The sequence below is a fragment of the Enterococcus gallinarum genome (assembly GCF_021496385.1).
GTDB lineage: Bacteria > Bacillota > Bacilli > Lactobacillales > Enterococcaceae > Enterococcus_D > Enterococcus_D gallinarum.
On the sequence record NZ_CP050816.1, the window covers coordinates 51,827 to 73,003 of the forward strand.

Below are 21,177 nucleotides of genomic sequence, written 5' to 3' on the forward strand. Positions count from 1 at the left end.
TTATCTCCTTACATTAATGATTTTATTCGCGTATTTCTTGAATGATTTATCATGGGTTGTATATAAAATAATTTTCTCTTGTGATTTGATTGTAATGAAATTCAATATCGCATTTGCAGATTCTTTATCTATATTACTAATGCTTTCATCTAAAATATATAATTCTGCATCAGATATAATTAATCTACATACTGCAATTCTTTGTTTTTCTCCTCCAGATAAATTCGCACCATTTTCTAATAATACACTATCCCAATGCTTTTCTTTAAATATCGGACTTAAAATACCAGATGTTTCAATCAAATATTTTTCATCTCTGGTTAGTTTTCTTCCCATTCCTATATTATTTTCTAATGACGTAGACAAAATCGTTGGATCTTGTGAAATATAAGCAATTTTATTCCTTAAACTTGAATTTTCCAAGCTGTTAATCTCTAATCCATTGATCTTTATTCCTTTAGATTTTCTAAATTTCAACATCAGTCTCAATAGAGAAGTTTTTCCACTACCAGAATCTCCTTCTATATAAACTATATCCCCTTTATTCACTACTTCTTTTAAATTATAATTAAAAATTTGTTTATTTATTAAAAATGATGGGAAATTAAACTCAATATTGTTTATATTTTGTATTTCTATTTCCCCATTTTCTTCACGTAATAAGTCAAGATTATTCTTAATGAACTCATTAGAAATAGTTAAAGATTTATAATCTACATTTGCCTTAGATAAATCACTTAAAGCGGAATAATACATTGGAATAACAATACTTAGAATAATTAAATTTCCCACAGGAAATTCATTTTGAACAATTAATATACTCGCCCAAATATAAGTCATATTTTGAACCAATTGATTAATAAAGACAATAGCATTACTAGTAACTTGTGCATATTTATTATTATTTGCTAATGAATCATACATTGCAATCATCTTTGGTTTAAGCAGATGTTCTAATGCAGATACATTAGCTTGGGATTTTATATTATCCACATTTGATAATGTCACAATTAAATCTTTATTTGCACTTGCAGCATCTTTTTGCATTTTTTCCATTCTAATAGATAATTGCTTGTTAATATGCTTAAAGCCAACTAAATTTAAAGGAAGTAATATCAATAAGAGCAAAAAAATTTTCCATGATATAAATCCAACAATTCCTAGAGATAACAAAATTACAAAACATGACTTTACTATAGTCGATACACTATTAATCAAAAATAAATATAAAGAATCCACTGAAGTAAATATACGATTAATTAAATACGTGGGTTCTTTTTCAATAAAACCATCATAAGAAATTTTAGTCAGCTTACTTATCAGTTTGAACAAATAATTCGAATTAAACTTTGCTGCAAAATTTTCTCTGTACACGAGCATGAAAGTCTGCAATAAGAAAGAAAACAACATAACTATAAATATAAAGAGCATTATCTCATAGGTTAGTTTGATCTTATTTTCATTAAAATATTGTATGAATAGAGGAGTAATCATTGATGTTAAAGAGCCAATAACAACTAATATACTGGTTATTAATACAAATTGCTTATTTTCTTTTAGAACATTTTTCATATTTTTTCCTCTTTTTTGTTTTATTTTTCATAATTGTACTCTTTATCATTTATAAATGTCAATTATTTTCCTTGAATTAGGAAAAAATACGAAAAAAACAAAACGACACTTCAATTAGAAAATATACGAACACCTGCCTTGAATAAAGCAACTACAAACTATTTAAATAGTACGTGTGGGAAATTAGTTGAAAGTGGGAAATTAAATAGTTACGGAAAACAGGAAAATGGAGAGTTATTGCAGAAAAAATAAACTAGCATAAACATTCCCAGCTTATTTCGTATTCAGACCTTGCTGCTCTCCAGTTAGTCGTAGTTAGTCTATTTACTCCGTATACGGTGAAATCACTTATCTGATTTTATAACCATTACTAAGTACGATTACTTCATCAACAATTTCCAGATTTTTCGGACGATGGGTAATCATAAGGACGATCCTATTCTTAAATATTTTCATTACTTCTTTGAGCAACTTTTCTTCGGTTGATTCATCCAATGCCGAAGTGGCCTCATCTATCACTATTATCTCTGCAGTAGAAAAGAACATTCTCGCAAACGCAATACGCTGCTTCTCTCCACCAGAAATATTAGAACCTTTTTCACCAATTCGTGTATCTAATCCTTCTTCAAGTGAATGATAAAAATGTCCTAATTGACATTTCTCTAGTGCCTCTATTACTTGAATATCTGGTATATTTTTGTCAAAAACAATATTTTCTTTTAATGTTCCCTGAAAAATAGGAGCATCTTGTGAGAGATAGAAAATATGATCGTAGTATTCATTTAAATTATACGAAGATAAATTCTTATGATTCACAAAAATATCTCCACTAGTGGGTTTGAATAATCCCAATATAACTTTCATCAAAGAAGATTTCCCAGCTCCACTTTCTCCAACAAGTCCATAAATTTTATCTTTCTCTAAGTCTAAATTGAAATCTTTCAATATTCGTTTGTTTTGAATGGTTAAATTTAAATTGGTCAGACTGATAGTTGCTATGGATTGTATAGGTGCTCCTTCGATGAAGAGGCCTTCATCATTTGAAGTATCATAAAAATCTTGTAATCGTTGATATGTAACTTTATCCAAATGATATTGGACAAAAACTACATTGAAGATAGCAATTGGTGTATAAACTCTATCGACATAAGTAACCAACGCGACTAATCCACCTAAACTAATAGATATAACGTTTGCAAATGTTAATATAACGATGACTAATTTAATGACCGCAACTAGAAAAGCAAAAAGCCAAAGAAAAATTCATGTATCATTGTCATTTTTATTAAATTGTTTGTTGTAGAAATTGACATTTCGTGATAGTTAGCTATTTCTTTTTTATAGCGTTTATTTATTCGAAAAGTAACCATTTCTGTGATGCCACGTATTAAAGTATTATTCATTATTTCTTCAGAGATTAGTGAGTTTTCTTTTATAGCTTGTAATATTTTCAACAAATACTTGGTTACAATAAAGATAAAAATGTAGCCGATTAAAATGGCTGGAACTAATTTTAAATCGATTATCGCTATAAAAAACAAATTAAAAAAAGTTTCTGGTATTAACTCTCTAAAAAGTCTTCCGTAAAAGTTTAAATGAATGTTTCTACCAGCGCTTGACCCAGCCTCAACTTTTTGCAAAAGCGAGCCCGAACCAATCTTTAGATATTCCGAATAGGAAATTCTACTAATCTTGTCTAATGCCATTTCTTTTAAATAAAAGAAAATACCACTTTGGAGTTTCATTTTAGGCTTTTTTTCTAGATAAGAAAATATTGGAACGAAGATAATTGTCAATCCATAAATCACTAGATTTAGAATAGGCATGCTTTGACCAAACGCATCTAGCAACTTTTGAAAATAAAACACATTAATAGCACTTACTAAAGAAACTGCTACACCAATACCGACATAAACTGAGAACTCTCTTTTGAAGCGCTTCCAAATTTTTGTAGTCATTTTTCTCCACCATTCTGATACTAAAATAATCTGTTTCCTTCGTTTTTCACATAGTATGTATGCAACTAAAATTTTACTTCATGGCGGGATGAAATTCTAGCAATAAAATAAAGAGAAATCTGTACAAATTATAGATATAATCACAAAACAGCACTATCATTGAAGCTAAAAAATATTATTTTGTTTTCAAACAAATCCAATTGCTTGATTGAAAAGAATCAAATCTAAAATCATCGATAGATACACTACTGCTGTCCATAATACTTTCCTCATGTCTGAATAAAAATATAAAAGTTTTTCTCAAATCTATATCAACTAGATATAGTACAACTGCACTAGATTTTGTTGTATTCACCATGTGTGATTCCTATCTGATAAATCATCTTAGACCTATCAGATTACGTTATCCAAAACTTCATCAAATAAAAAAGGGAAATCAGCAGTTACCTGATTTCCCTTTTTTGATCAAACAAATCAATAGTTTATTTTACAACAAATACCGAACATTTTGCATGGTTGACGACATAGTCAGTTGTCGATCCCACCACAGCTCTTGTGAGAGTTCCTTTACCCGTCGCACCAATCACGATTAGATCAATTGGATAAGTTTCTGTTGCTGCATGGATGATAAATCGCTTAGGGTCTCCTACCTCTACGATCACCGCAACGTCTTCGACACCATGGTTATTTGCATCATAGATTTTCTTTAGCATCTCGGTTTCAACCCTCGTCTTTTCCTGTTCAAATAGCTTTGAAAAAGAATAAGCACTCGTTGAAAGCTCTGCATTGTTAATGATTGAAAGGACATACAGTTTGGCTTTGTTTCGTTTGCAAATATCGACAGCTTCCCAAAAGGCCTTTTCTGATTGCTCAGAACCATCTAACGCAACGAGAACATTTTGACATGTACGCAACATTTTTATCCCCTCCTCTTTAGTTTACCACATTCAAGTGACAGCTGAAAGATTCACGAATGAACTGCTTTGTTATTTTTATTTTTTCTGTTCCAATTGCATGCAATATATGTTTTTTTACTTCATTTCCCATGAATAAACCTTAAACATCTACAAAGATTTCTAGAATTTCATTCAAACAGGCTCTTTCATGCTAGAATCATAGTGAACAACTGATTTGAGGTGAAGACAATGCGTCAATTCTTTCAAGCCCTGTTAACTTTTATTCTGTATATTGGTCTTTTTTTCGTGATTCTCGGATTGATAGCCTACTTCTTACTACGATAGGAACGAAATAACACCTGAGTCTTTGCATCTTAGCATTTCCATGTTAAAATAACAAAAGAAGCATTGTGCCCTTTTAGTCGTCTTCCCCAAGCTAACTATCTGGTCCAATGCTTTTCGTTATCTGTTTATAAGTTTTTTATGTTCAAGTCAATCAGCCAACAAAGAAAAATAGCAATTGCTTTTATAGAAAGAAGGTACTAGAAATGGAGCTAACGATTACCACAGAAGCAGCACAACGTCTTCCACAAGGTACAACTCAATTTATCTTGACAGCCAATGATGGTTCCAACCAGTTTTCCTCTGCTGAAGGCTGCTGTATGATTGGCGAGCGTTTCTTGATCGCACCTATTGAAGAAATCATTGTTCCTTTTACATTAGAGATCCCTAGCAATTTGTTTACTTTCTATACTTCTGAGTACGACACAATGTTTTTAACTGGTCACCTCGAGTTAATGGTGCATCCCACTTCCGACACCCTCGTTTTGAAAAATGAGAGTGGCTATCTGGATAATAACGTCTTAGTCCTAAAAACTACTACCATCAAATAACATTCATGAGCTTAAAAAAGAGTCGAAGTAAGTCCCGCTACTAATCAACCATCGCGGGGATAATCACCTTTCTTCCTCTGTTCTAAGCTCTTTTTTGCATTTATTTTCCAGCATGATCCATTCTGATCAATTCCAGCAAATCTAGTGGTTTTTCTGCCAAGGCGACTGCTCCTGCAGAAAGTAGTTCTTCCTCACTACCAAATCCATAAAGAACACCGATCGCGGATAACCCATTGGCTTTTGCTCCTAGAATGTCATGGCTTCGATCACCAATCATTAAGGCACTTGTATTGCCATCCGCCTTCTCTAGTGCATATGCAAGGACTGCCACTTTTTCTCCCCGCTTATTTTCAAGATCAGCTCCGTAAATTCCTTTGAAGTAATCTGTAAAATCTAAGTAACTTAAAATTTCTTTTGCGAATATCTCTGGTTTTGACGTAGCAATGAAGACATCATGTGTTTCCGAAAGTTCAGCCAAAGTGGTTTCGATTTTTTCGTAAGGCGTAATCTGAAACATCCCTTTTTCTCGATAATTCTCCCGATAATAATTCACAGCACGCTGCGCAGTCACTTCTGTAAAGCCCAGCTCACGAAAAGAATTAATCAGTGGTGGACCAACAAAGGCTCTCAATCCATCGGTTGAGAGAGGTTCATGTCCCAATTTTTCCAGTGCATAGCGAATCGAAGAATAGATCCCTTCGCTAGAATCAATGATCGTACCATCTAAATCAAAAAATAATTGTTGTTTCATGTCATCTCCCCTTTTCCTTATTATAGGAAAAAAAGGACTCTCCCGCAAACGCTTCTTTTTTGAAACATTCGACAAATCGACTGATCTTTGGATTCCTCAAAATAGTTTTAACTTTTATCTGCAAAAAAAGAGCGATCTTTCCGCTAGTAGAAAGACCGCTCCAAAATGGCAAAAAAAAGATAGCTTCACAGCTATCGATAACTCCGGCAGTAGGACTCGAACCTACGACATCATGATTAACAGTCATGCGCTACTACCAACTGAGCTATGCCGGAATGAAACAGCGTGGCGACGTCCTACTCTCACAAAGGGAAACCCTTCACTACAATCGGCGCTAAGAAGCTTAACTTCTGTGTTCGGCATGGTTACAGGTGTATCCTTCTCGCTATCGCCACCACACTATTCAATTGAGTAAGTATTGCTCACTCAAAACTGGATCGAAGAATCAAAACTCTTCCGAGTTTCCTTGCTTTTTTCACAATCGTGGTTAAGTCCTCGATCGATTAGTATCAGTCCGCTCCAACCATCACTGGCCTTCCACTTCTGACCTATCTACCTGATCATCTCTCAGGGATCTTACTTTCTTAAAGAAATGGGAAATCTCATCTTGAGGTGGGCTTCACACTTAGATGCTTTCAGCGTTTATCCCTTCCCTACATAGCTACCCAGCGATGCCTCTGGCGAGACAACTGGTACACCAGCGGTAAGTCCATCCCGGTCCTCGTACTAAGGACAGCTCCTCTCAAATTTCCAACGCCCGCGACGGATAGGGACCGAACTGTCTCACGACGTTCTGAACCCAGCTCGCGTGCCGCTTTAATGGGCGAACAGCCCAACCCTTGGACCGACTACAGCCCCAGGATGCGACGAGCCGACATCGAGGTGCCAAACCTCCCCGTCGATGTGGACTCTTGGGGGAGATAAGCCTGTTATCCCCAGGGTAGCTTTTATCCGTTGAGCGATGGCCCTTCCATGCGGAACCACCGGATCACTAAGCCCGACTTTCGTCCCTGCTCGAGTTGTAGCTCTCGCAGTCAAGCTCCCTTCTGCCTTTACACTCTTCGAATGATTTCCAACCATTCTGAGGGAACCTTTGGGCGCCTCCGTTACCTTTTGGAGGCGACCGCCCCAGTCAAACTGCCCATCTGACACTGTCTCCCAGCCCGATAAGGGCTGCGGGTTAAGTGGCCATAACGCAAGGGTAGTATCCCACCATTGCCTCCATCGAAACTGGCGTCCCGATCTCTACGGCTCCTACCTATCCTGTACATGCGGTACAGACACTCAATATCAAACTACAGTAAAGCTCCATGGGGTCTTTCCGTCCTGTCGCGGGTAACCTGCATCTTCACAGGTACTAAAATTTCACCGAGTCTCTCGTTGAGACAGTGCCCAAATCGTTACGCCTTTCGTGCGGGTCGGAACTTACCCGACAAGGAATTTCGCTACCTTAGGACCGTTATAGTTACGGCCGCCGTTTACTGGGGCTTCAATTCGTACCTTCGCTTACGCTAAGCACTCCTCTTAACCTTCCAGCACCGGGCAGGCGTCAGCCCCTATACGTCATCTTTCGATTTTGCAGAGACCTGTGTTTTGATAAACAGTCGCTTGGGCCTATTCACTGCGGCTGCTCGTTAGAGCAGCACCCCTCCCGAAGTTACGGGGTCATTTTGCCGAGTTCCTTAACGAGAGTTCTCTCGCTCACCTTAGGATGCTCTCCTCGACTACCTGTGTCGGTTTGCGGTACGGGCCATTGTTTTCTCACTAGAAGCTTTTCTTGGCAGTGTGACATCAGAAGCTTCGGTACTATTATTCCCTCCTCATCACAGCTTGTCCTTGAAAGTAGAAGCATTTGACTCCCACTAAGACTCACTGCTTGAACAGACATATCCATCAGTCTGCACTTCTTAGCCTCCTGCGTCCCTCCATTGCTCAAACAAAAACAACGGGTACAGGAATATCAACCTGTTGTCCATCGCCTACGCCTGTCGGCCTCGGCTTAGGTCCCGACTAACCCTGGGCGGACGAGCCTTCCCCAGGAAACCTTAGTCATACGGTGGACAGGATTCTCACCTGTCTTTCGCTACTCATACCGGCATTCTCACTTCTAAGCGCTCCAGTAGTCCTCACGATCTACCTTCAACGCCCTTAGAACGCTCTCCTACCAATGCACCTTATGGTGCACTCCACAGCTTCGGTAAACTATTTAGCCCCGGTACATTTTCGGCGCAGGGTCACTCGACTAGTGAGCTATTACGCACTCTTTAAATGGTGGCTGCTTCTAAGCCAACATCCTAGTTGTCTGTGCAACCCCATCCTTTTCCACTTAATAGTTATTTGGGGACCTTAGCTGGTGGTCTGGGCTGTTTCCTTTCGACTATGGATCTTATCACTCACAGTCTGACTCCCGGATATGAATGAATGGCATTCAGTTTATCTGAATTCGGTAACCCGAGATGGGCCCCTAGTCCAAACAGTGCTCTACCTCCATCATTCTCAATTCCGAGGCTAGCCTAAAGCTATTTCGGAGAAACCAGCTATCTCCAAGTTCGTTTGGAATTTCTCCGCTACCCACACCTCATCCCCGCACTTTTCAACGTACGTGGGTTCGGTCCTCCAGTGCGTTTTACCGCACCTTCAACCTGGACATGGGTAGATCACATGGTTTCGGGTCTACGACAACATACTCATTCGCCCTATTCAGACTCGCTTTCGCTGCGGCTCCGTCTCTTCAACTTAACCTCGCATGCTATCGTAACTCGCCGGTTCATTCTACAAAGGCACGCTATCACCCATTAACGGGCTCTAACTTGTTGTAGGCACACGGTTTCAGGATCTATTTCACTCCCCTTCCGGGGTGCTTTTCACCTTTCCCTCACGGTACTGGTTCACTATCGGTCACTAGGGAGTATTTAGCCTTGGGAGATGGTCCTCCCGGATTCCGACGGAATTCCTCGTGTTCCGCCGTACTCAGGATCCTCCTAGGTGTGAGCCAGATTTCATCTACGGGGTTTTTACCCTCTTTGACATACTTTTCCAAGTATTTCGACTATCTGTTTCAACTACCATATTGGAGTCCTACAACCCCAACAAGCAAGCTTGTTGGTTTGGGCTTTTCCCGTTTCGCTCGCCGCTACTCAGGGAATCGAATTTTCTTTCTCTTCCTGCAGGTACTTAGATGTTTCAGTTCTCTGCGTCTACCTCACAGCTGCTATGTATTCACAACTGTGTAACATCCTATAAAAGATGCTGGGTTCCCCCATTCGGAAATCTCTGGATCATAGCTTACTTACAGCTCCCCAAAGCATATCGGTGTTAGTCCCGTCCTTCATCGGCTCCTAGTGCCAAGGCATCCACCGTGCGCCCTTATTCACTTAACCTTTGACCTTACGGTCGGTGAGTACTTCTTCTAGCGATAGAAGGTTGCTCAAGAAAATAAGCGTTGAACTTATAAAAAAACTCTTTAACTTGTCAACTCGGTGTGTGTTACTTGTTTTGATTTTCTTCGATATCCAGTTTTCAATGAACAAACTATTTTGAGAGTAAACCTCTCAAAACTGAACAAAGGCAAACGATGTGTAGTCTTCCGTACTATTTCCTTAGAAAGGAGGTGATCCAGCCGCACCTTCCGATACGGCTACCTTGTTACGACTTCACCCCAATCATCTATCCCACCTTAGGCGGCTGGCTCCAAAAAGGTTACCTCACCGACTTCGGGTGTTACAAACTCGTGGTGTGACGGGCGGTGTGTACAAGGCCCGGGAACGTATTCACCGCGGCGTGCTGATCCGCGATTACTAGCGATTCCGGCTTCATGTAGGCGAGTTGCAGCCTACAATCCGAACTGAGAGAAGCTTTAAGAGATTAGCTTAGCCTCGCGACTTCGCAACTCGTTGTACTTCCCATTGTAGCACGTGTGTAGCCCAGGTCATAAGGGGCATGATGATTTGACGTCATCCCCACCTTCCTCCGGTTTGTCACCGGCAGTCTCGCTAGAGTGCCCAACTAAATGATGGCAACTAACAATAAGGGTTGCGCTCGTTGCGGGACTTAACCCAACATCTCACGACACGAGCTGACGACAACCATGCACCACCTGTCACTTTGCCCCCGAAGGGGAAGCTCTATCTCTAGAGTGGTCAAAGGATGTCAAGACCTGGTAAGGTTCTTCGCGTTGCTTCGAATTAAACCACATGCTCCACCGCTTGTGCGGGCCCCCGTCAATTCCTTTGAGTTTCAACCTTGCGGTCGTACTCCCCAGGCGGAGTGCTTAATGCGTTTGCTGCAGCACTGAAGGGCGGAAACCCTCCAACACTTAGCACTCATCGTTTACGGCGTGGACTACCAGGGTATCTAATCCTGTTCGCTCCCCACGCTTTCGAGCCTCAGCGTCAGTTACAGACCAGAGAGCCGCCTTCGCCACTGGTGTTCCTCCATATATCTACGCATTTCACCGCTACACATGGAATTCCACTCTCCTCTTCTGCACTCAAGTCTCCCAGTTTCCAATGACCCTCCCCGGTTGAGCCGGGGGCTTTCACATCAGACTTAAGAAACCGCCTGCGCTCGCTTTACGCCCAATAAATCCGGACAACGCTTGCCACCTACGTATTACCGCGGCTGCTGGCACGTAGTTAGCCGTGGCTTTCTGGTTAGATACCGTCAAGGGATGAACGTTTTACTCTCATCCTTGTTCTTCTCTAACAACAGAGTTTTACGATCCGAAAACCTTCTTCACTCACGCGGCGTTGCTCGGTCAGACTTTCGTCCATTGCCGAAGATTCCCTACTGCTGCCTCCCGTAGGAGTCTGGGCCGTGTCTCAGTCCCAGTGTGGCCGATCACCCTCTCAGGTCGGCTATGCATCGTGGCCTTGGTGAGCCGTTACCTCACCAACTAGCTAATGCACCGCGGGTCCATCCATCAGTGACGCAAAAGCGCCTTTCAACTTTCTTCCATGCGGAAAATAGTGTTATACGGTATTAGCACCTGTTTCCAAGTGTTATCCCCTTCTGATGGGCAGGTTACCCACGTGTTACTCACCCGTTCGCCACTCTTTTTCTTTCGATGGAGCAAGCTCCGGTGAAAGAAAAAGCGTTCGACTTGCATGTATTAGGCACGCCGCCAGCGTTCGTCCTGAGCCAGGATCAAACTCTCATAATGATTTGTTTGAACGATCCATAGGATCGTTAAGCTCAAATAAAATTAACTTTGCTAGCTATTGCTTGCATGTATTTTGCTTCATAAATGAAGCGCCCTACACATTGGTTCGTTTGCTTGCTTTGTTCAGTTTTCAAAGGTCTACTGCGCTGCGTTAGCAACTTTTAAATCATATCAGATCGACAAGCGAATGTCAACTCTTTTTTAAAAGTTTTTTTCGAAAGTGTTTATTCAACAACTTCCTGTGCGTCATCAGCGACTCCATTAGAATAACAAATGAATTGTTATTTGTCAACAACTTTTTTCAATCTTTTTTGTTGCTGCATCAGCATCAAATCGATTTCTTAAATTTGCGACTTCGTTATAATATCATCTGTTTCCGTTTTGGTCAAGCCCTTTTTTCAAAAAGTTTTTTTGAAAGGTTTTGACTGTCGGCGTGTTTTGCCAACGTTGATAAATTTACCATTATTCTATCTGAGGGTCAAGCATATTTTCTGTTTTTCTCCAATAAATTTTCTGAAAAGAAAAAAAGCCGTATCAACGGCTTTTTTATGTAGTTGTCTTCTATCCATTTGATTAGAAGAATGGCATACCTTCTATTTTGTAATCTTCAATAATTTGTCTGAAAACATTCGGTTCTTCCCACGCATAACCATCAGGTAGTTGTTTGTCTTGTCCTGATTCTTGGGTTTCAAAAACAAAAAGTGGAATATTCTCAGCATCAATCGAACCATTGGTTAATTCAACAAGATCGATCGCTGTCACGTCTAAATGAATACTGTCTTTAAACAATTGTAAAATATTTGCTAGACCGGTCTTATCTTCAGAGAAGTCTGTAGATGCCAGTTCTGCGGTACCTTCGTGCGTCTGCATCAAAAACTTTTTCGAGCCATTTGCCAAGTGCATCATAACTGTTCCTGCCACTTTTTTGGATCCCAAAATACCCACCTCGGTTATTCAACTGATTGTAAATCAATTTTAGCACATTTTCAGAAAATATGCACGATTATCTCTTTCCGTTTTCTTTTTCCAGCATCTCTTTGGCTTCCGCTGTCCATTTCGGTAATGCTTCAGCAATCGTGCGAAAACCGATTCGTTTGTTTTTATTCGTAAAATACCTTTTGCGCTTATAAGGAAGCTGAACAAATTTTTGTTCTAATGTTCTGCGGGACAGACTGATTTTTTGGCTATATTCATCGATATCGATAATCTGTACGCGCACCTCCTGGCCCACTTGCAAAACATCATGAATATTCTTCGTGTATCCAGACTGGATCTCAGAAACATGGATCAAGCCTTGTGTTTCTTTATCGAGCGACACAAAGGCGCCGTATGGTTGTATACCTGTGACCGTTCCGTCAATAATAGTTCCGATTTGATAGTCCATATGATTTCCTCTCTTTTCATCTTTTATTATACTTGAACTAGTGTTAGATTTGAAGTAGTAGAAAAAAACGATCTAGGAGGGGTACATATGACGAATTTTGACAATGTCCATTCACGGTTAAATACCAATAGTGTAAAGTGGGACAGTATTGCTACGACCTATAAGGAAGAAGGTTTACTGCCGTTATGGGTAGCCGACATGGATTTTTTGGCACCTAAGCCGGTCAAGAATGCCTTGCAGCAAGTGATTGATCAAGGAATTTACGGCTATACTGTTTTCCCTGAAAGTTTGTACGAAGCAATCATTTCTTGGCAAGAACGAAAACACAACTACTCGCTACAAAAAGAGGAGATTTTGTTCAACAGTGGTGTTGTCCCTAGTCTCGCATTAGCTGTGCAGAGCTATACCAATGAAGGCGACAGTGTAATGATTCATGATCCAGTGTACCCACCATTTGCTGACGTTGTTGAAAAAAATCAGCGTCAACTTGTGCGCAACCCGTTGATCGAAAAAAACGGGCATTTCGAAATTGATTCCGTTGCAATGGAATCTGCTATTGTAGATAACCATGTCAAACTGATGATTTTGTGTAATCCACACAATCCTGGTGGTCGTGTGTGGACAAAAGAGGAGCTGCAAACAATTGGGTCGATCTGTCAAAAACATCATGTTCTCGTGGTCAGCGATGAAATTCATCAAGACATCGTTTTTGCTCCGAATACATTTGTTTCATTTCAGACAGTTGATCCTGCTTTTGCTGATTTCTCCATTGTTTTAACTTCAGCAACCAAAACATTCAACTTGGCTGGCATCAAAAATTCAATGATCTTTATCAAAAATCCGGATTTGAAAAAACAATTCATAACTGTTCAAGAAAAAAATGTTCAAAGTGAAATCAATACATTCGGTATTGTAGCAACAGAAGCAGCCTATCGAGAGTCAGAAGCATGGCTGGATGAATTGCTTAGCTATCTTTCAGCCAATATCGAATGGACCTGTGAGTTTTTGGTAGAAAAATTACCTGAAATCAAGTTTCAAAAGCCAGAAGGCACCTATCTTATGTGGCTAGACTTCTCTGCCTACGGTCTTTCTGACCGAGAGTTACAACGCAAATTGATCAAAGAAGCAAAAGTGGTCTTGAATCCAGGTATCAACTTTGGCCCATCCGGAACGCAACATATGCGGATCAACTTGGCTTGTCCTCGAGAAACGCTGCAAAAAGGTCTCCTGCAAATTGCTGCTGCATTCACAGAACTGAAACAATAAAAAAGAACCCCGCGGGGTTCTTTTTTATGCACTGATTTCAATTGTTTCGATCACAACATCATGAACAGGACGGTCTTGCGGTCCTCGTTGAACATTTGCGATTTCGTCCACTACATCCATGCCATCTACAACATGACCAAAAACAGTGTGACGGAAGTCTAACCATGGCGTTCCACCTTGTTGATATGCTTCGATCACTTCGGAAGGATAACCTGCTCCCTCTAATTGACCAAGCATATTCGCTGGTACGTTTTGATTGTTGACAATAAAGAATTGGCTGCCGTTTGTATTTGGGCCAGCATTAGCCATTGATAATGCTCCGCGAAGATTGAAGAGCTCTTTTGAAAACTCATCTTCAAAGCTGCCCCCGTAAATACTTTCGCCACCCATACCAGTACCGGTAGGATCGCCGCCTTGAATCATAAAATCAGGAATAACACGGTGGAAAATGATACCGTCGTAATATCCTTTTTGGGCAAGTTCGACGAAGTTTTTCACGGTTTTTGGGGCCAATTCTGGAAAGAGCACTACTGTGATATCTCCCCGATTCGTTTTGATAACTGCTTTATGACCTGTTTCTTTTAAATGTAGCTGTGGAAATTCAGACACACTTAACGCCTCCTTGTTTATACTAAATACTAAAACAATGATAGCAGAAAAATGAAAAAATGCTAGTTAAGACAATTTTTGCTATAATGAAGCTATTCGTCCAGGTGATACTGTAGAATAATCAATCAACAGAGGGAGATGCACTATGGAGATATATGATATTACCATCGTTGGTGCTGGGCCGAGCGGTATGTTCTCTGCCTTCTACGCCGGTATGCGCAACGCAAAAACCAAACTGATCGACAGTCTGCCTCAGCTAGGCGGCCAATTGGCCACGCTCTATCCTGAGAAATATATATATGATATTCCGGGTTATCCAAAGATCAAAGCCGGTGAATTGGTTCAAAATCTTGAAAAGCAACTGACTACCTTCAATCATCAATACTGTTTGGAGGAAACCGTCTTACAGATCGAAAAGCACGAAGACTACCTAGAACTGATCACAGATAAAGGCAATCACTATTCCAAAGCAGTGATTTTAGCCTTAGGCAATGGTTCCTTCCAGCCAAGAAAACTGTCTATACCCGACAGTGAACGTTTTGAAGGCAATGGACTCGACTATTTCGTAACTGACTTGATGAAGTATGCGGGCCGCAAAGTTGCTATCGCTGGGGGTGGCGATTCAGCGATTGACTGGGCGCTCATGCTTGAACCAATCGCTAGTGAAGTTTATTTGATCCATCGTCGCCCAGAATTTCGAGCGCATGAACATAGTGTCAACAAACTACGCGCTTCTTCTGTCAACATTCTAACTCCCTATGTTATCCAGGATATCAGTGGAGAAAAACGTCTAACTGAAATTGCTTTGCAGCAAGTCAAAGGAGATGAATCTGTTTCCTTGCAAGTGGACTCTTTGATCGTTAATTACGGTTTTTCTTCGACTTTGAACATTAAAGAGTGGGGACTAAAAAGCACTCGACAAGGCGTATTCGTTACATCAGATATGCGGACATCCATTCCAGGAATCTACGCTTGCGGGGATGTGGTCTTATATGATGGCAAAGTAGATTTGATTGCTACTGGTTTCGGGGAAGCCCCCACTGCCGTCAACAATGCGCTTCATTACATTGATCCTAAAAACCGGACACAACCTGCCCACAGCACTAGTTTGTTCAAGGAGTAGACCATGCTGAGTCGGTATAAAATTGATTTACCTGATGCGTCCCTTGCAAACCAAATGCGTGTCTACTTAGAAGCCTTTGACCAAGTATCGACTGTCCAACATCATCTCGAAGTAGCCAATGCCGCTGAGCAACTTGCCAAACGTTTCGGTGGCGACTGCCAGAAAGCAACGATTGCTGGATTGTTTCATGATATCAGCGTGGTCATTCCCAATGATGAACGTCTCGCATTTCAAGAATATTACGGTTTGGAGATAGTGCCGGAAGAAAGAAAAGTACCATTATTGCTGCATCAAAAACAATCGGCTACTTTGGCAAAAGAGCTCTTTGGGATCACTGACCCTGAGATTTTGTCTGCCATTACCTGCCACACTACACTTAAGGAAAATTTTTCAAAGCTGGATCTCATTGTTTTCCTAGCAGATAAAATCGAATGGGATCGCGCAGATGCGGCACCTTTTTTAGATGAGCTAGTGGCTGCACTTGATAACTCTTTAGGAGCGGCAGCATTATGTTATCTTGACTGGCTGTTTACTGGTGATTTGCTAGTGGCCCACCCTTGGGCAGTTGCCGCAAAACAACAATTGCAAAAAAAGCTACTTTAAAAAAGCTTTTTAAAAAAGCTACTTACCAAAAAAGCAAAAACTACTATATTAAAAAACAGCTTAAAAAAGAGCTAGTATAAAAAAGGAAAAAAGCTATAAAAAGAACCGGTCGCAGGATTTCTCTGCGACTTTTTTTCATACAGTTCAGAAACGACTACGTTGCTGTTCGTCGGTATTTTTTGATTCCACGGGCAAGATAAGATAGGATAGAAGTAAGAAAAAAGAATTGGAGGGAATCACATGGTATTAGAGAATAAAACACTTGAAGATAAGGCAAGAGAACTACTTTCAGAGCGCGGCGTATCACTTCAGGATATCGGCGAACTTGTTTTATTTTTACAAAAAGATTATATCGAAGGTATTACATTAGATATGTGCATTGAAAGTGTGAACGCAGTCCTCAGTAAACGTGAGGTTCACAACACGATTTTGACTGGTATCCAGTTAGATATATTGGCAGAAGAAAACAGCCTTTTGCATCCATTGCAGGAAATCGTCAAAGATGATGAAGGGTTGTATGGTATCGATGAGATTTTGGCACTTTCCATTGTCAATGTCTACGGTTCGATCGGTTTCACCAACTATGGCTACATCGATAAAGTGAAGCCAGGTATTTTAAAAGAATTAAACAGTCATGAAGGCCCCCGGGTCCATACATTCTTAGATGATATTGTAGGTGCAATCGCAGCTTCGGCAGCTAGTCGTTTGGCGCACCAGCATCCAAGCAAGTCTCATTACATCACTCAATAAACTTGTAAAAATCAGCTACTATCGAAAAAAGACTATCCCACAAGTCTGAAACACCTGAAGGGACTACCGTGTAAATCGTTACGCGATACTAGCAAGGAACGCCAGTATGACTGACGTTCCCGCTATCCTCTAGGTCTTTTCTCACTTATGAAATAGTCTTTTTTTGACTTTGTTTTGCCCACCAGTAAATCACAAAGAAAAACAGTTCAATCAGTACAAAAAATAAAATAAAACAGTGCATGAAGAACGTCTCCGGCAGAACATTGATGATGGGATCCGTTACTGGATCAAAAAGCCAATCGTCATTATTGAAGAAAATCTCATGAAACGTCACAAAAAATCGATCAAACCCGATTGCCATCAAGAAACCAAAGAAAATCGGCAGCAGCATCCCCCACTGCAATGGTCGCAACAACCGCCAGCGCTGGTCATTTATCCAAAAAGATCTAAGAAGCATGAAACTGGGGATCAACGTTACGAGCAGTACACCATAGTTTAATAAAAATAGTTTCTTCACATCATAGAAATGTCCAGCTCCTGCCGCTGACATCGGAAAATCTGGCAAAGCTAATGTCGTATTCAATGGATTGTTCAAGAAATCCAGCAACAACCCATAATTTTTTATCAATTCTTCTTTTGAAATGTCGGTATAATCTAAAATATTCAACTGTTGAATATCAAAATGATATAGCCAGCGAAAATTGATCGTTACCGTAATTGCTAAGCTGATCAGAAATAAAAACAAACACAGCATCCCTAGCCGCTCGATCCATACTTGTTTTCTCATTGGTCAAAATCCCATTCATCTAAGGAATCAATGACATAAGTTGGGGGTTCCGGTAAATGAGGCACAGCAGATTTCGGTGTAAAACCGGATAGTACCAATAGGGAATCAATGCCATTCCGAATCCCCGAGCAAATATCCGTCTCATAGTTATCTCCCACCATAATGACTTCCTCTTTTGGTAAACCAAGGTGTGCCACGGCTTTGTCCATAATAATTGCTTCCGGTTTACCGATGAAAATCGGCGGTGTCTGTGTCGCAGTCTCCACCATTGCGATCAAAGAACCGGCTCCAGGTAACAATCCCCGTTCGGTAGGGATATTTTTATCTGGATTGGTGCCGATAAAGGTAGCCCCTTTTTGAATCGCTAATGTGGCTAAGACAAACTTTTCGTAGGTGACATCATTGTCTAAACCAACGACGACATAATCCGGATTTTGGTCATCCCATTCAAAACCGGCCGCTAAAATCAAGTCGATCAACCCTGCTTCGCCGATCACAAAGACTTTATTGCCGCGACCGTGGTCTTTCATAAAGTCGATCGTCGCCAAACTTGCCGTATAAATTGTTGCAGGCGCCACATGAATGGCGAATTCATCCGCTAATCGTTGTGCGACTGTTTCTGGACTGCGGGTCGTATTATTTGTGACAAAAAGGAAAGGCAATTCCTTTTTCTGCAAAGCTTCAACGAAGCGTTTGCCTGCTGGTATCGGCTCTTTCCCTAAATAGATCGTGCCATCTAAATCAATCAAATATCCCTTATATTTCATAAATTACTCTTCCCGTTGACGGATCGTGAATTCTTTTTTATTTGTTTTTTTCACTGTCGTTTCTGTCGATCGCGCCTTTTTTTCTTTTGGTTTTCGATTTTTAATCGTTGGCTTCACCTGTTTTTGAGAAACAACTTCTTGTTTCTCATCGATGTGTGCCGGACGTGTTTGATTGCTTTGAGCTGCTGGTTTCTTTTTACGGCGTCGGGTCGTACTCTTTTCTTTCTTGCCGCCAACTCGTTGAATCACAAAATAAGCGCAACCGAAATTACAGTATTCATATAAATAATCCTCTAGCATGTCGATCCGCTGATCCGGTAATGCTTTGCGATTGTCTTTGTCAAAAAAACCTTTTAGACGCAACTGTTCATAACCCCAATCCCCCACGATGTAATCGTAGCGAGCCAATACTTCACTGTACCGTTCGCCCAATTTTTGGGGATCAAATCCTTCGCGATAATCTACCACCAATTTGTATTGGCGTGTACCGATCAATAATTCATCATCATTAACAAGCGTAACCAGTTCGCCTTTTTGCGGCTGTTTCTCTGGTTCTTCGATGATCTCCTCGAGTACCGAAGTGATCTCGTCTGTAATTGTTTGTTTTTCGGTCATCTTTTCACCACCTGTTGTCTATTATACCTTGTTTTAATACGTAATGATAGTCGTGCTTGTATCAGATTCCCCTCCGACTTTTTCATTACTGGATCGGATATTTATGTGCTAAGTAGCTGCCAAAGACCGTACGAATAAATTCTGGAAATAAAAATTCACAGCGTCCGGCTATCTCGATCGTGGGAAAAAAAGGAATAAACAAATAATGATCCACTAATGTGATCTGGTATTCTTCCACCGGATTGATTACTTTGTTTTGCCACAATACTTGGTGATTGATGGCATCATAAGAGATCCCCTTATAAACCAGTTCACCAAATATTTTCCCACGAAATCCCATCCCAACAATTGGATAGTTCCGTAAAAAGCGCCGATTTTTTTCCATTTCTAAAACAAAACGGATCACATCTGCTCCCTTCAATGTCACTCGAATCAAGTGCATCGGATGAGGCAAGATGGTATGCAGTTGATCCTGGTCGATGCGCCCTGCCGGTAAATCACCTAAAAACAAACCGCTATTCAACACAGCAGCTTCCGTTTGTCCTCTAACACAAAGCGCCGCCAATGCTTCTTGGATAATCGAATCTTCGTTCCCTTCACAACGAAGCGCCCACGGAAGTTGTGCGACTTGTTTCGTTTTCAACAAACGATGACCAATAGAAAGATAACCAGCAATCTCTTCTTCATCTTGCGGAAAAGCTAAAAGCTGCTCTGTAGGGATCACTCGGGCAGAACGCTCGATAGTTTGCCCCTGATCATCTAACGTAATCGTTACTTCACCAATATAAAAGCCAAATTTCCCCGCTGCTGCCAATTGTACGCCATTGACGATTTCGCCGGTCTCGAATAAGTGATGCGTATGAGAGCCTAAAATCACATCCAACTGAGGAAACTCAGCCGCGATCGCTCGATCTGCATTGATTCCTAAATGACTCATCAAGACTAAAATATCGACTTGGGGCTGCAAATGGTTGATCAATAAAGGCAGCAATTCCAAGGGTTCACGAATATCCCAGCCGTTTGGTGAATAGGTCAAAGGAAAGGGTGCCGTAAAAGCAATCAGCCCGACTTTCGTCCCTTGATTCGTTTCGATGATCTGGTAATCCTGCCGCCATTTTGGTGGTTTCAAATCATTCTTATCGAAAAGGTTCGCCAATAAGATAGGAAACTCCGCTTGATCATAAAGATGCTGAAGCTCTTCTTTGGAATTTCCCACACCTTCATTGTTGCCAATAGTCACTGCATCATAGTGTCCTTGGTTCATCAGCTCAATATTGGCTTGTCCGTTCGTTGCTTCAGTCAATGGATGCCACCGATCCACAAAATCTCCTAGATCCAAAGAAATCACTGTTTCTTGACTCGAATCTGCTTCTTGCTTCCGTTGATTAAGATAACGGCGGATCTTAGGCCAATGCTCCAGATGTGAATGCAAATCATTCGTGTGTACTAGCGTGATTTTTTCCATCTTATCCCTCTTCTCACCCATTTGCTGTCGGCTATTTGATAATTCTTCAGCTTAATGTTCCAACTACTACTAGAATAGCACAATTTTTGCGAGGTACCAGAGGGATGCTTTTCGATTCAGGTTTTGTTTCCAGCGTTTGGACCGCCTTTCTAAAGACCTTGTGCTACAATAAAAAAAAGGAGGGATTTCGATGTTAGAACAGTTACGAGCAGAGTGGGAAAAACTTTTTGGCCATAAGTACACTTCTTCCTCTGAGAAACAACAAACGGTGGATGGAGAGACCTCCCATCGTTTATCCGACGAGGATCCAGAGACACTTCATGAGATGATGGGGACAGATTGGAACACGTTTTTAGACGGTAATGATATCTTCACTGAATTATCCGCTGAAGAACAAGAAGAGATCCGCAGGAATGGCCCTCGGCATGAAGACTATATCTAATTCGATCTGCTACAAACAATAATAGAACCCCTCGCTTATAGGTGTAGTGGTTCTCAGACTGCAACTAACTTCATTCGTGTCATGAAGTGCTGTATATCTGTGGATATACAGCACTTCGTTTTTATCTTTTTTCTT

16 protein-coding genes, 1 tRNA gene, 3 rRNA genes and 1 pseudogene are annotated in these 21,177 nt (G+C 40.7%); 6 read left to right on the top strand and 15 right to left on the bottom strand.

Annotated elements, in window-relative coordinates:
- The 3 genes and pseudogenes from HED61_RS00240 to HED61_RS00255 all read right to left on the bottom strand — a co-directional run bounded on the left by HED61_RS00240 (position 1) and on the right by HED61_RS00255 (position 4,447).
- Positions 1-1,572: an ATP-binding cassette domain-containing protein gene (locus HED61_RS00240; RefSeq protein ID WP_103300547.1), complete on the bottom strand. Its 1,572-nt coding sequence runs from the start codon at positions 1,570-1,572 to the stop codon at positions 1-3.
- Positions 1,573-1,920: 348 nt separating this feature from the next.
- Positions 1,921-3,530 (bottom strand): annotated as a pseudogene (locus tag HED61_RS16955) (ABC transporter ATP-binding protein).
- A 482-nt stretch (positions 3,531-4,012) separates the two neighbouring features.
- On the bottom strand, positions 4,013-4,447 hold the full coding sequence (locus tag HED61_RS00255; protein WP_003127309.1) for a universal stress protein: 435 nt from the start codon (positions 4,445-4,447) through the stop codon (positions 4,013-4,015).
- A gap of 527 nt (positions 4,448-4,974) precedes the next feature.
- Here HED61_RS00255 and HED61_RS00260 point away from each other — a divergent pair.
- Positions 4,975-5,319, top strand: a complete 345-nt coding sequence (locus HED61_RS00260) for an iron-sulfur cluster biosynthesis family protein (RefSeq protein WP_219645627.1) — start codon at positions 4,975-4,977, stop codon at positions 5,317-5,319.
- Positions 5,320-5,419: 100 nt separating this feature from the next.
- Here the strand turns inward: HED61_RS00260 and HED61_RS00265 are convergent, their stop codons facing one another.
- From HED61_RS00265 to HED61_RS00295, 7 genes are all read right to left on the bottom strand, one after another.
- Positions 5,420-6,070 (bottom strand): HAD-IA family hydrolase, encoded by a 651-nt coding sequence (locus HED61_RS00265; protein ID WP_219645626.1) that lies wholly within the window; start codon positions 6,068-6,070, stop codon positions 5,420-5,422.
- Positions 6,071-6,271: 201 nt separating this feature from the next.
- Positions 6,272-6,345: transfer RNA gene (locus tag HED61_RS00270), tRNA-Asn, on the bottom strand.
- An 8-nt stretch (positions 6,346-6,353) separates the two neighbouring features.
- Positions 6,354-6,469: ribosomal RNA gene (gene rrf / locus HED61_RS00275) — 5S ribosomal RNA — on the bottom strand.
- Positions 6,470-6,553: 84 nt separating this feature from the next.
- Positions 6,554-9,450: ribosomal RNA gene (locus HED61_RS00280) — 23S ribosomal RNA — on the bottom strand.
- A 223-nt stretch (positions 9,451-9,673) separates the two neighbouring features.
- Positions 9,674-11,231, bottom strand: a 16S ribosomal RNA gene (locus HED61_RS00285).
- The 16S, 23S and 5S rRNA genes sit together here with 1 tRNA gene alongside, the layout of an rRNA operon.
- 573 nt (positions 11,232-11,804) lie before the next feature.
- Entirely contained in the window at positions 11,805-12,167 is a 363-nt protein-coding gene (locus HED61_RS00290; protein ID WP_021149210.1) for a hypothetical protein, read from the bottom strand.
- 67 nt (positions 12,168-12,234) lie between these two features.
- Complete coding sequence (locus HED61_RS00295) at positions 12,235-12,615, bottom strand: CvfD/Ygs/GSP13 family RNA-binding post-transcriptional regulator (RefSeq protein WP_003128793.1); 381 nt, start codon at positions 12,613-12,615, stop codon at positions 12,235-12,237.
- Positions 12,616-12,702: 87 nt separating this feature from the next.
- Here HED61_RS00295 and HED61_RS00300 point away from each other — a divergent pair, with 87 nt between their 5' ends.
- Entirely contained in the window at positions 12,703-13,881 is a 1,179-nt protein-coding gene (locus tag HED61_RS00300; RefSeq protein WP_219645424.1) for a MalY/PatB family protein, read from the top strand.
- A gap of 24 nt (positions 13,882-13,905) precedes the next feature.
- Here the strand turns inward: HED61_RS00300 and HED61_RS00305 are convergent, their stop codons facing one another.
- Positions 13,906-14,490: a peptidylprolyl isomerase gene (locus HED61_RS00305; protein WP_003128790.1), complete on the bottom strand. Its 585-nt coding sequence runs from the start codon at positions 14,488-14,490 to the stop codon at positions 13,906-13,908.
- A 145-nt stretch (positions 14,491-14,635) separates the two neighbouring features.
- Here HED61_RS00305 and HED61_RS00310 point away from each other — a divergent pair, with 145 nt between their 5' ends.
- The 3 genes from HED61_RS00310 (at position 14,636) to HED61_RS00320 (ending at position 16,966) form a co-directional block, all read left to right on the top strand.
- Complete coding sequence (locus HED61_RS00310) at positions 14,636-15,613, top strand: NAD(P)/FAD-dependent oxidoreductase (RefSeq protein ID WP_003128789.1); 978 nt, start codon at positions 14,636-14,638, stop codon at positions 15,611-15,613.
- A gap of 3 nt (positions 15,614-15,616) precedes the next feature.
- Positions 15,617-16,216 (top strand): bis(5'-nucleosyl)-tetraphosphatase (symmetrical) YqeK, encoded by a 600-nt coding sequence (yqeK, locus tag HED61_RS00315; protein ID WP_219645425.1) that lies wholly within the window; start codon positions 15,617-15,619, stop codon positions 16,214-16,216.
- 240 nt (positions 16,217-16,456) lie between these two features.
- Positions 16,457-16,966, top strand: coding sequence for a phosphatidylglycerophosphatase A family protein (locus HED61_RS00320; protein ID WP_003128785.1), 510 nt, complete (start codon positions 16,457-16,459; stop codon positions 16,964-16,966).
- Between the two features lie 145 nt (positions 16,967-17,111).
- Here HED61_RS00320 and HED61_RS00325 read toward each other — a convergent pair whose 3' ends face one another.
- The 4 genes from HED61_RS00325 to HED61_RS00340 all read right to left on the bottom strand — a co-directional run bounded on the left by HED61_RS00325 (position 17,112) and on the right by HED61_RS00340 (position 20,600).
- Complete coding sequence (locus HED61_RS00325; RefSeq protein ID WP_219645426.1) at positions 17,112-17,753, bottom strand: TIGR01906 family membrane protein; 642 nt, start codon at positions 17,751-17,753, stop codon at positions 17,112-17,114.
- Complete coding sequence (locus tag HED61_RS00330; RefSeq protein ID WP_021149204.1) at positions 17,750-18,520, bottom strand: TIGR01457 family HAD-type hydrolase; 771 nt, start codon at positions 18,518-18,520, stop codon at positions 17,750-17,752. The genes HED61_RS00325 and HED61_RS00330 overlap by 4 nt, the downstream gene beginning before the upstream one ends.
- A 3-nt stretch (positions 18,521-18,523) precedes the next feature.
- A complete protein-coding gene (locus HED61_RS00335; protein WP_103300409.1) occupies positions 18,524-19,135 on the bottom strand; it encodes a YutD family protein in 612 nt (203 codons plus the stop codon).
- An 85-nt stretch (positions 19,136-19,220) separates the two neighbouring features.
- Entirely contained in the window at positions 19,221-20,600 is a 1,380-nt protein-coding gene (locus HED61_RS00340; protein ID WP_003128780.1) for a bifunctional metallophosphatase/5'-nucleotidase, read from the bottom strand.
- A gap of 190 nt (positions 20,601-20,790) precedes the next feature.
- Between HED61_RS00340 and HED61_RS00345 the strand changes: the two genes are divergently transcribed.
- Positions 20,791-21,042 carry a hypothetical protein gene (locus HED61_RS00345; protein ID WP_103300407.1) on the top strand — a complete coding sequence of 84 codons (252 nt, stop codon included), beginning with the start codon at positions 20,791-20,793 and terminating at the stop codon, positions 21,040-21,042.
- Positions 21,043-21,177: the final 135 nt, after the last annotated feature.

Coding starts and splice junctions, on each gene's coding strand:
- HED61_RS00345 (WP_103300407.1), top strand. CDS start 20,791: ATGTTAGAACAGTTACGAGCAGAGTGGGAAAAACTTTTTGGCCATAAG.
- HED61_RS00335 (WP_103300409.1), bottom strand. CDS start 19,135: ATGACCGAAAAACAAACAATTACAGACGAGATCACTTCGGTACTCGAG.
- HED61_RS00325 (WP_219645426.1), bottom strand. CDS start 17,753: ATGAGAAAACAAGTATGGATCGAGCGGCTAGGGATGCTGTGTTTGTTT.
- HED61_RS00340 (WP_003128780.1), bottom strand. CDS start 20,600: ATGGAAAAAATCACGCTAGTACACACGAATGATTTGCATTCACATCTG.
- HED61_RS00320 (WP_003128785.1), top strand. CDS start 16,457: ATGGTATTAGAGAATAAAACACTTGAAGATAAGGCAAGAGAACTACTT.
- HED61_RS00240 (WP_103300547.1), bottom strand. CDS start 1,572: ATGAAAAATGTTCTAAAAGAAAATAAGCAATTTGTATTAATAACCAGT.
- yqeK (WP_219645425.1), top strand. CDS start 15,617: ATGCTGAGTCGGTATAAAATTGATTTACCTGATGCGTCCCTTGCAAAC.
- HED61_RS00295 (WP_003128793.1), bottom strand. CDS start 12,615: ATGGACTATCAAATCGGAACTATTATTGACGGAACGGTCACAGGTATA.
- HED61_RS00260 (WP_219645627.1), top strand. CDS start 4,975: ATGGAGCTAACGATTACCACAGAAGCAGCACAACGTCTTCCACAAGGT.
- HED61_RS00310 (WP_003128789.1), top strand. CDS start 14,636: ATGGAGATATATGATATTACCATCGTTGGTGCTGGGCCGAGCGGTATG.
- HED61_RS00265 (WP_219645626.1), bottom strand. CDS start 6,070: ATGAAACAACAATTATTTTTTGATTTAGATGGTACGATCATTGATTCT.
- HED61_RS00330 (WP_021149204.1), bottom strand. CDS start 18,520: ATGAAATATAAGGGATATTTGATTGATTTAGATGGCACGATCTATTTA.
- HED61_RS00255 (WP_003127309.1), bottom strand. CDS start 4,447: ATGTTGCGTACATGTCAAAATGTTCTCGTTGCGTTAGATGGTTCTGAG.
- HED61_RS00300 (WP_219645424.1), top strand. CDS start 12,703: ATGACGAATTTTGACAATGTCCATTCACGGTTAAATACCAATAGTGTA.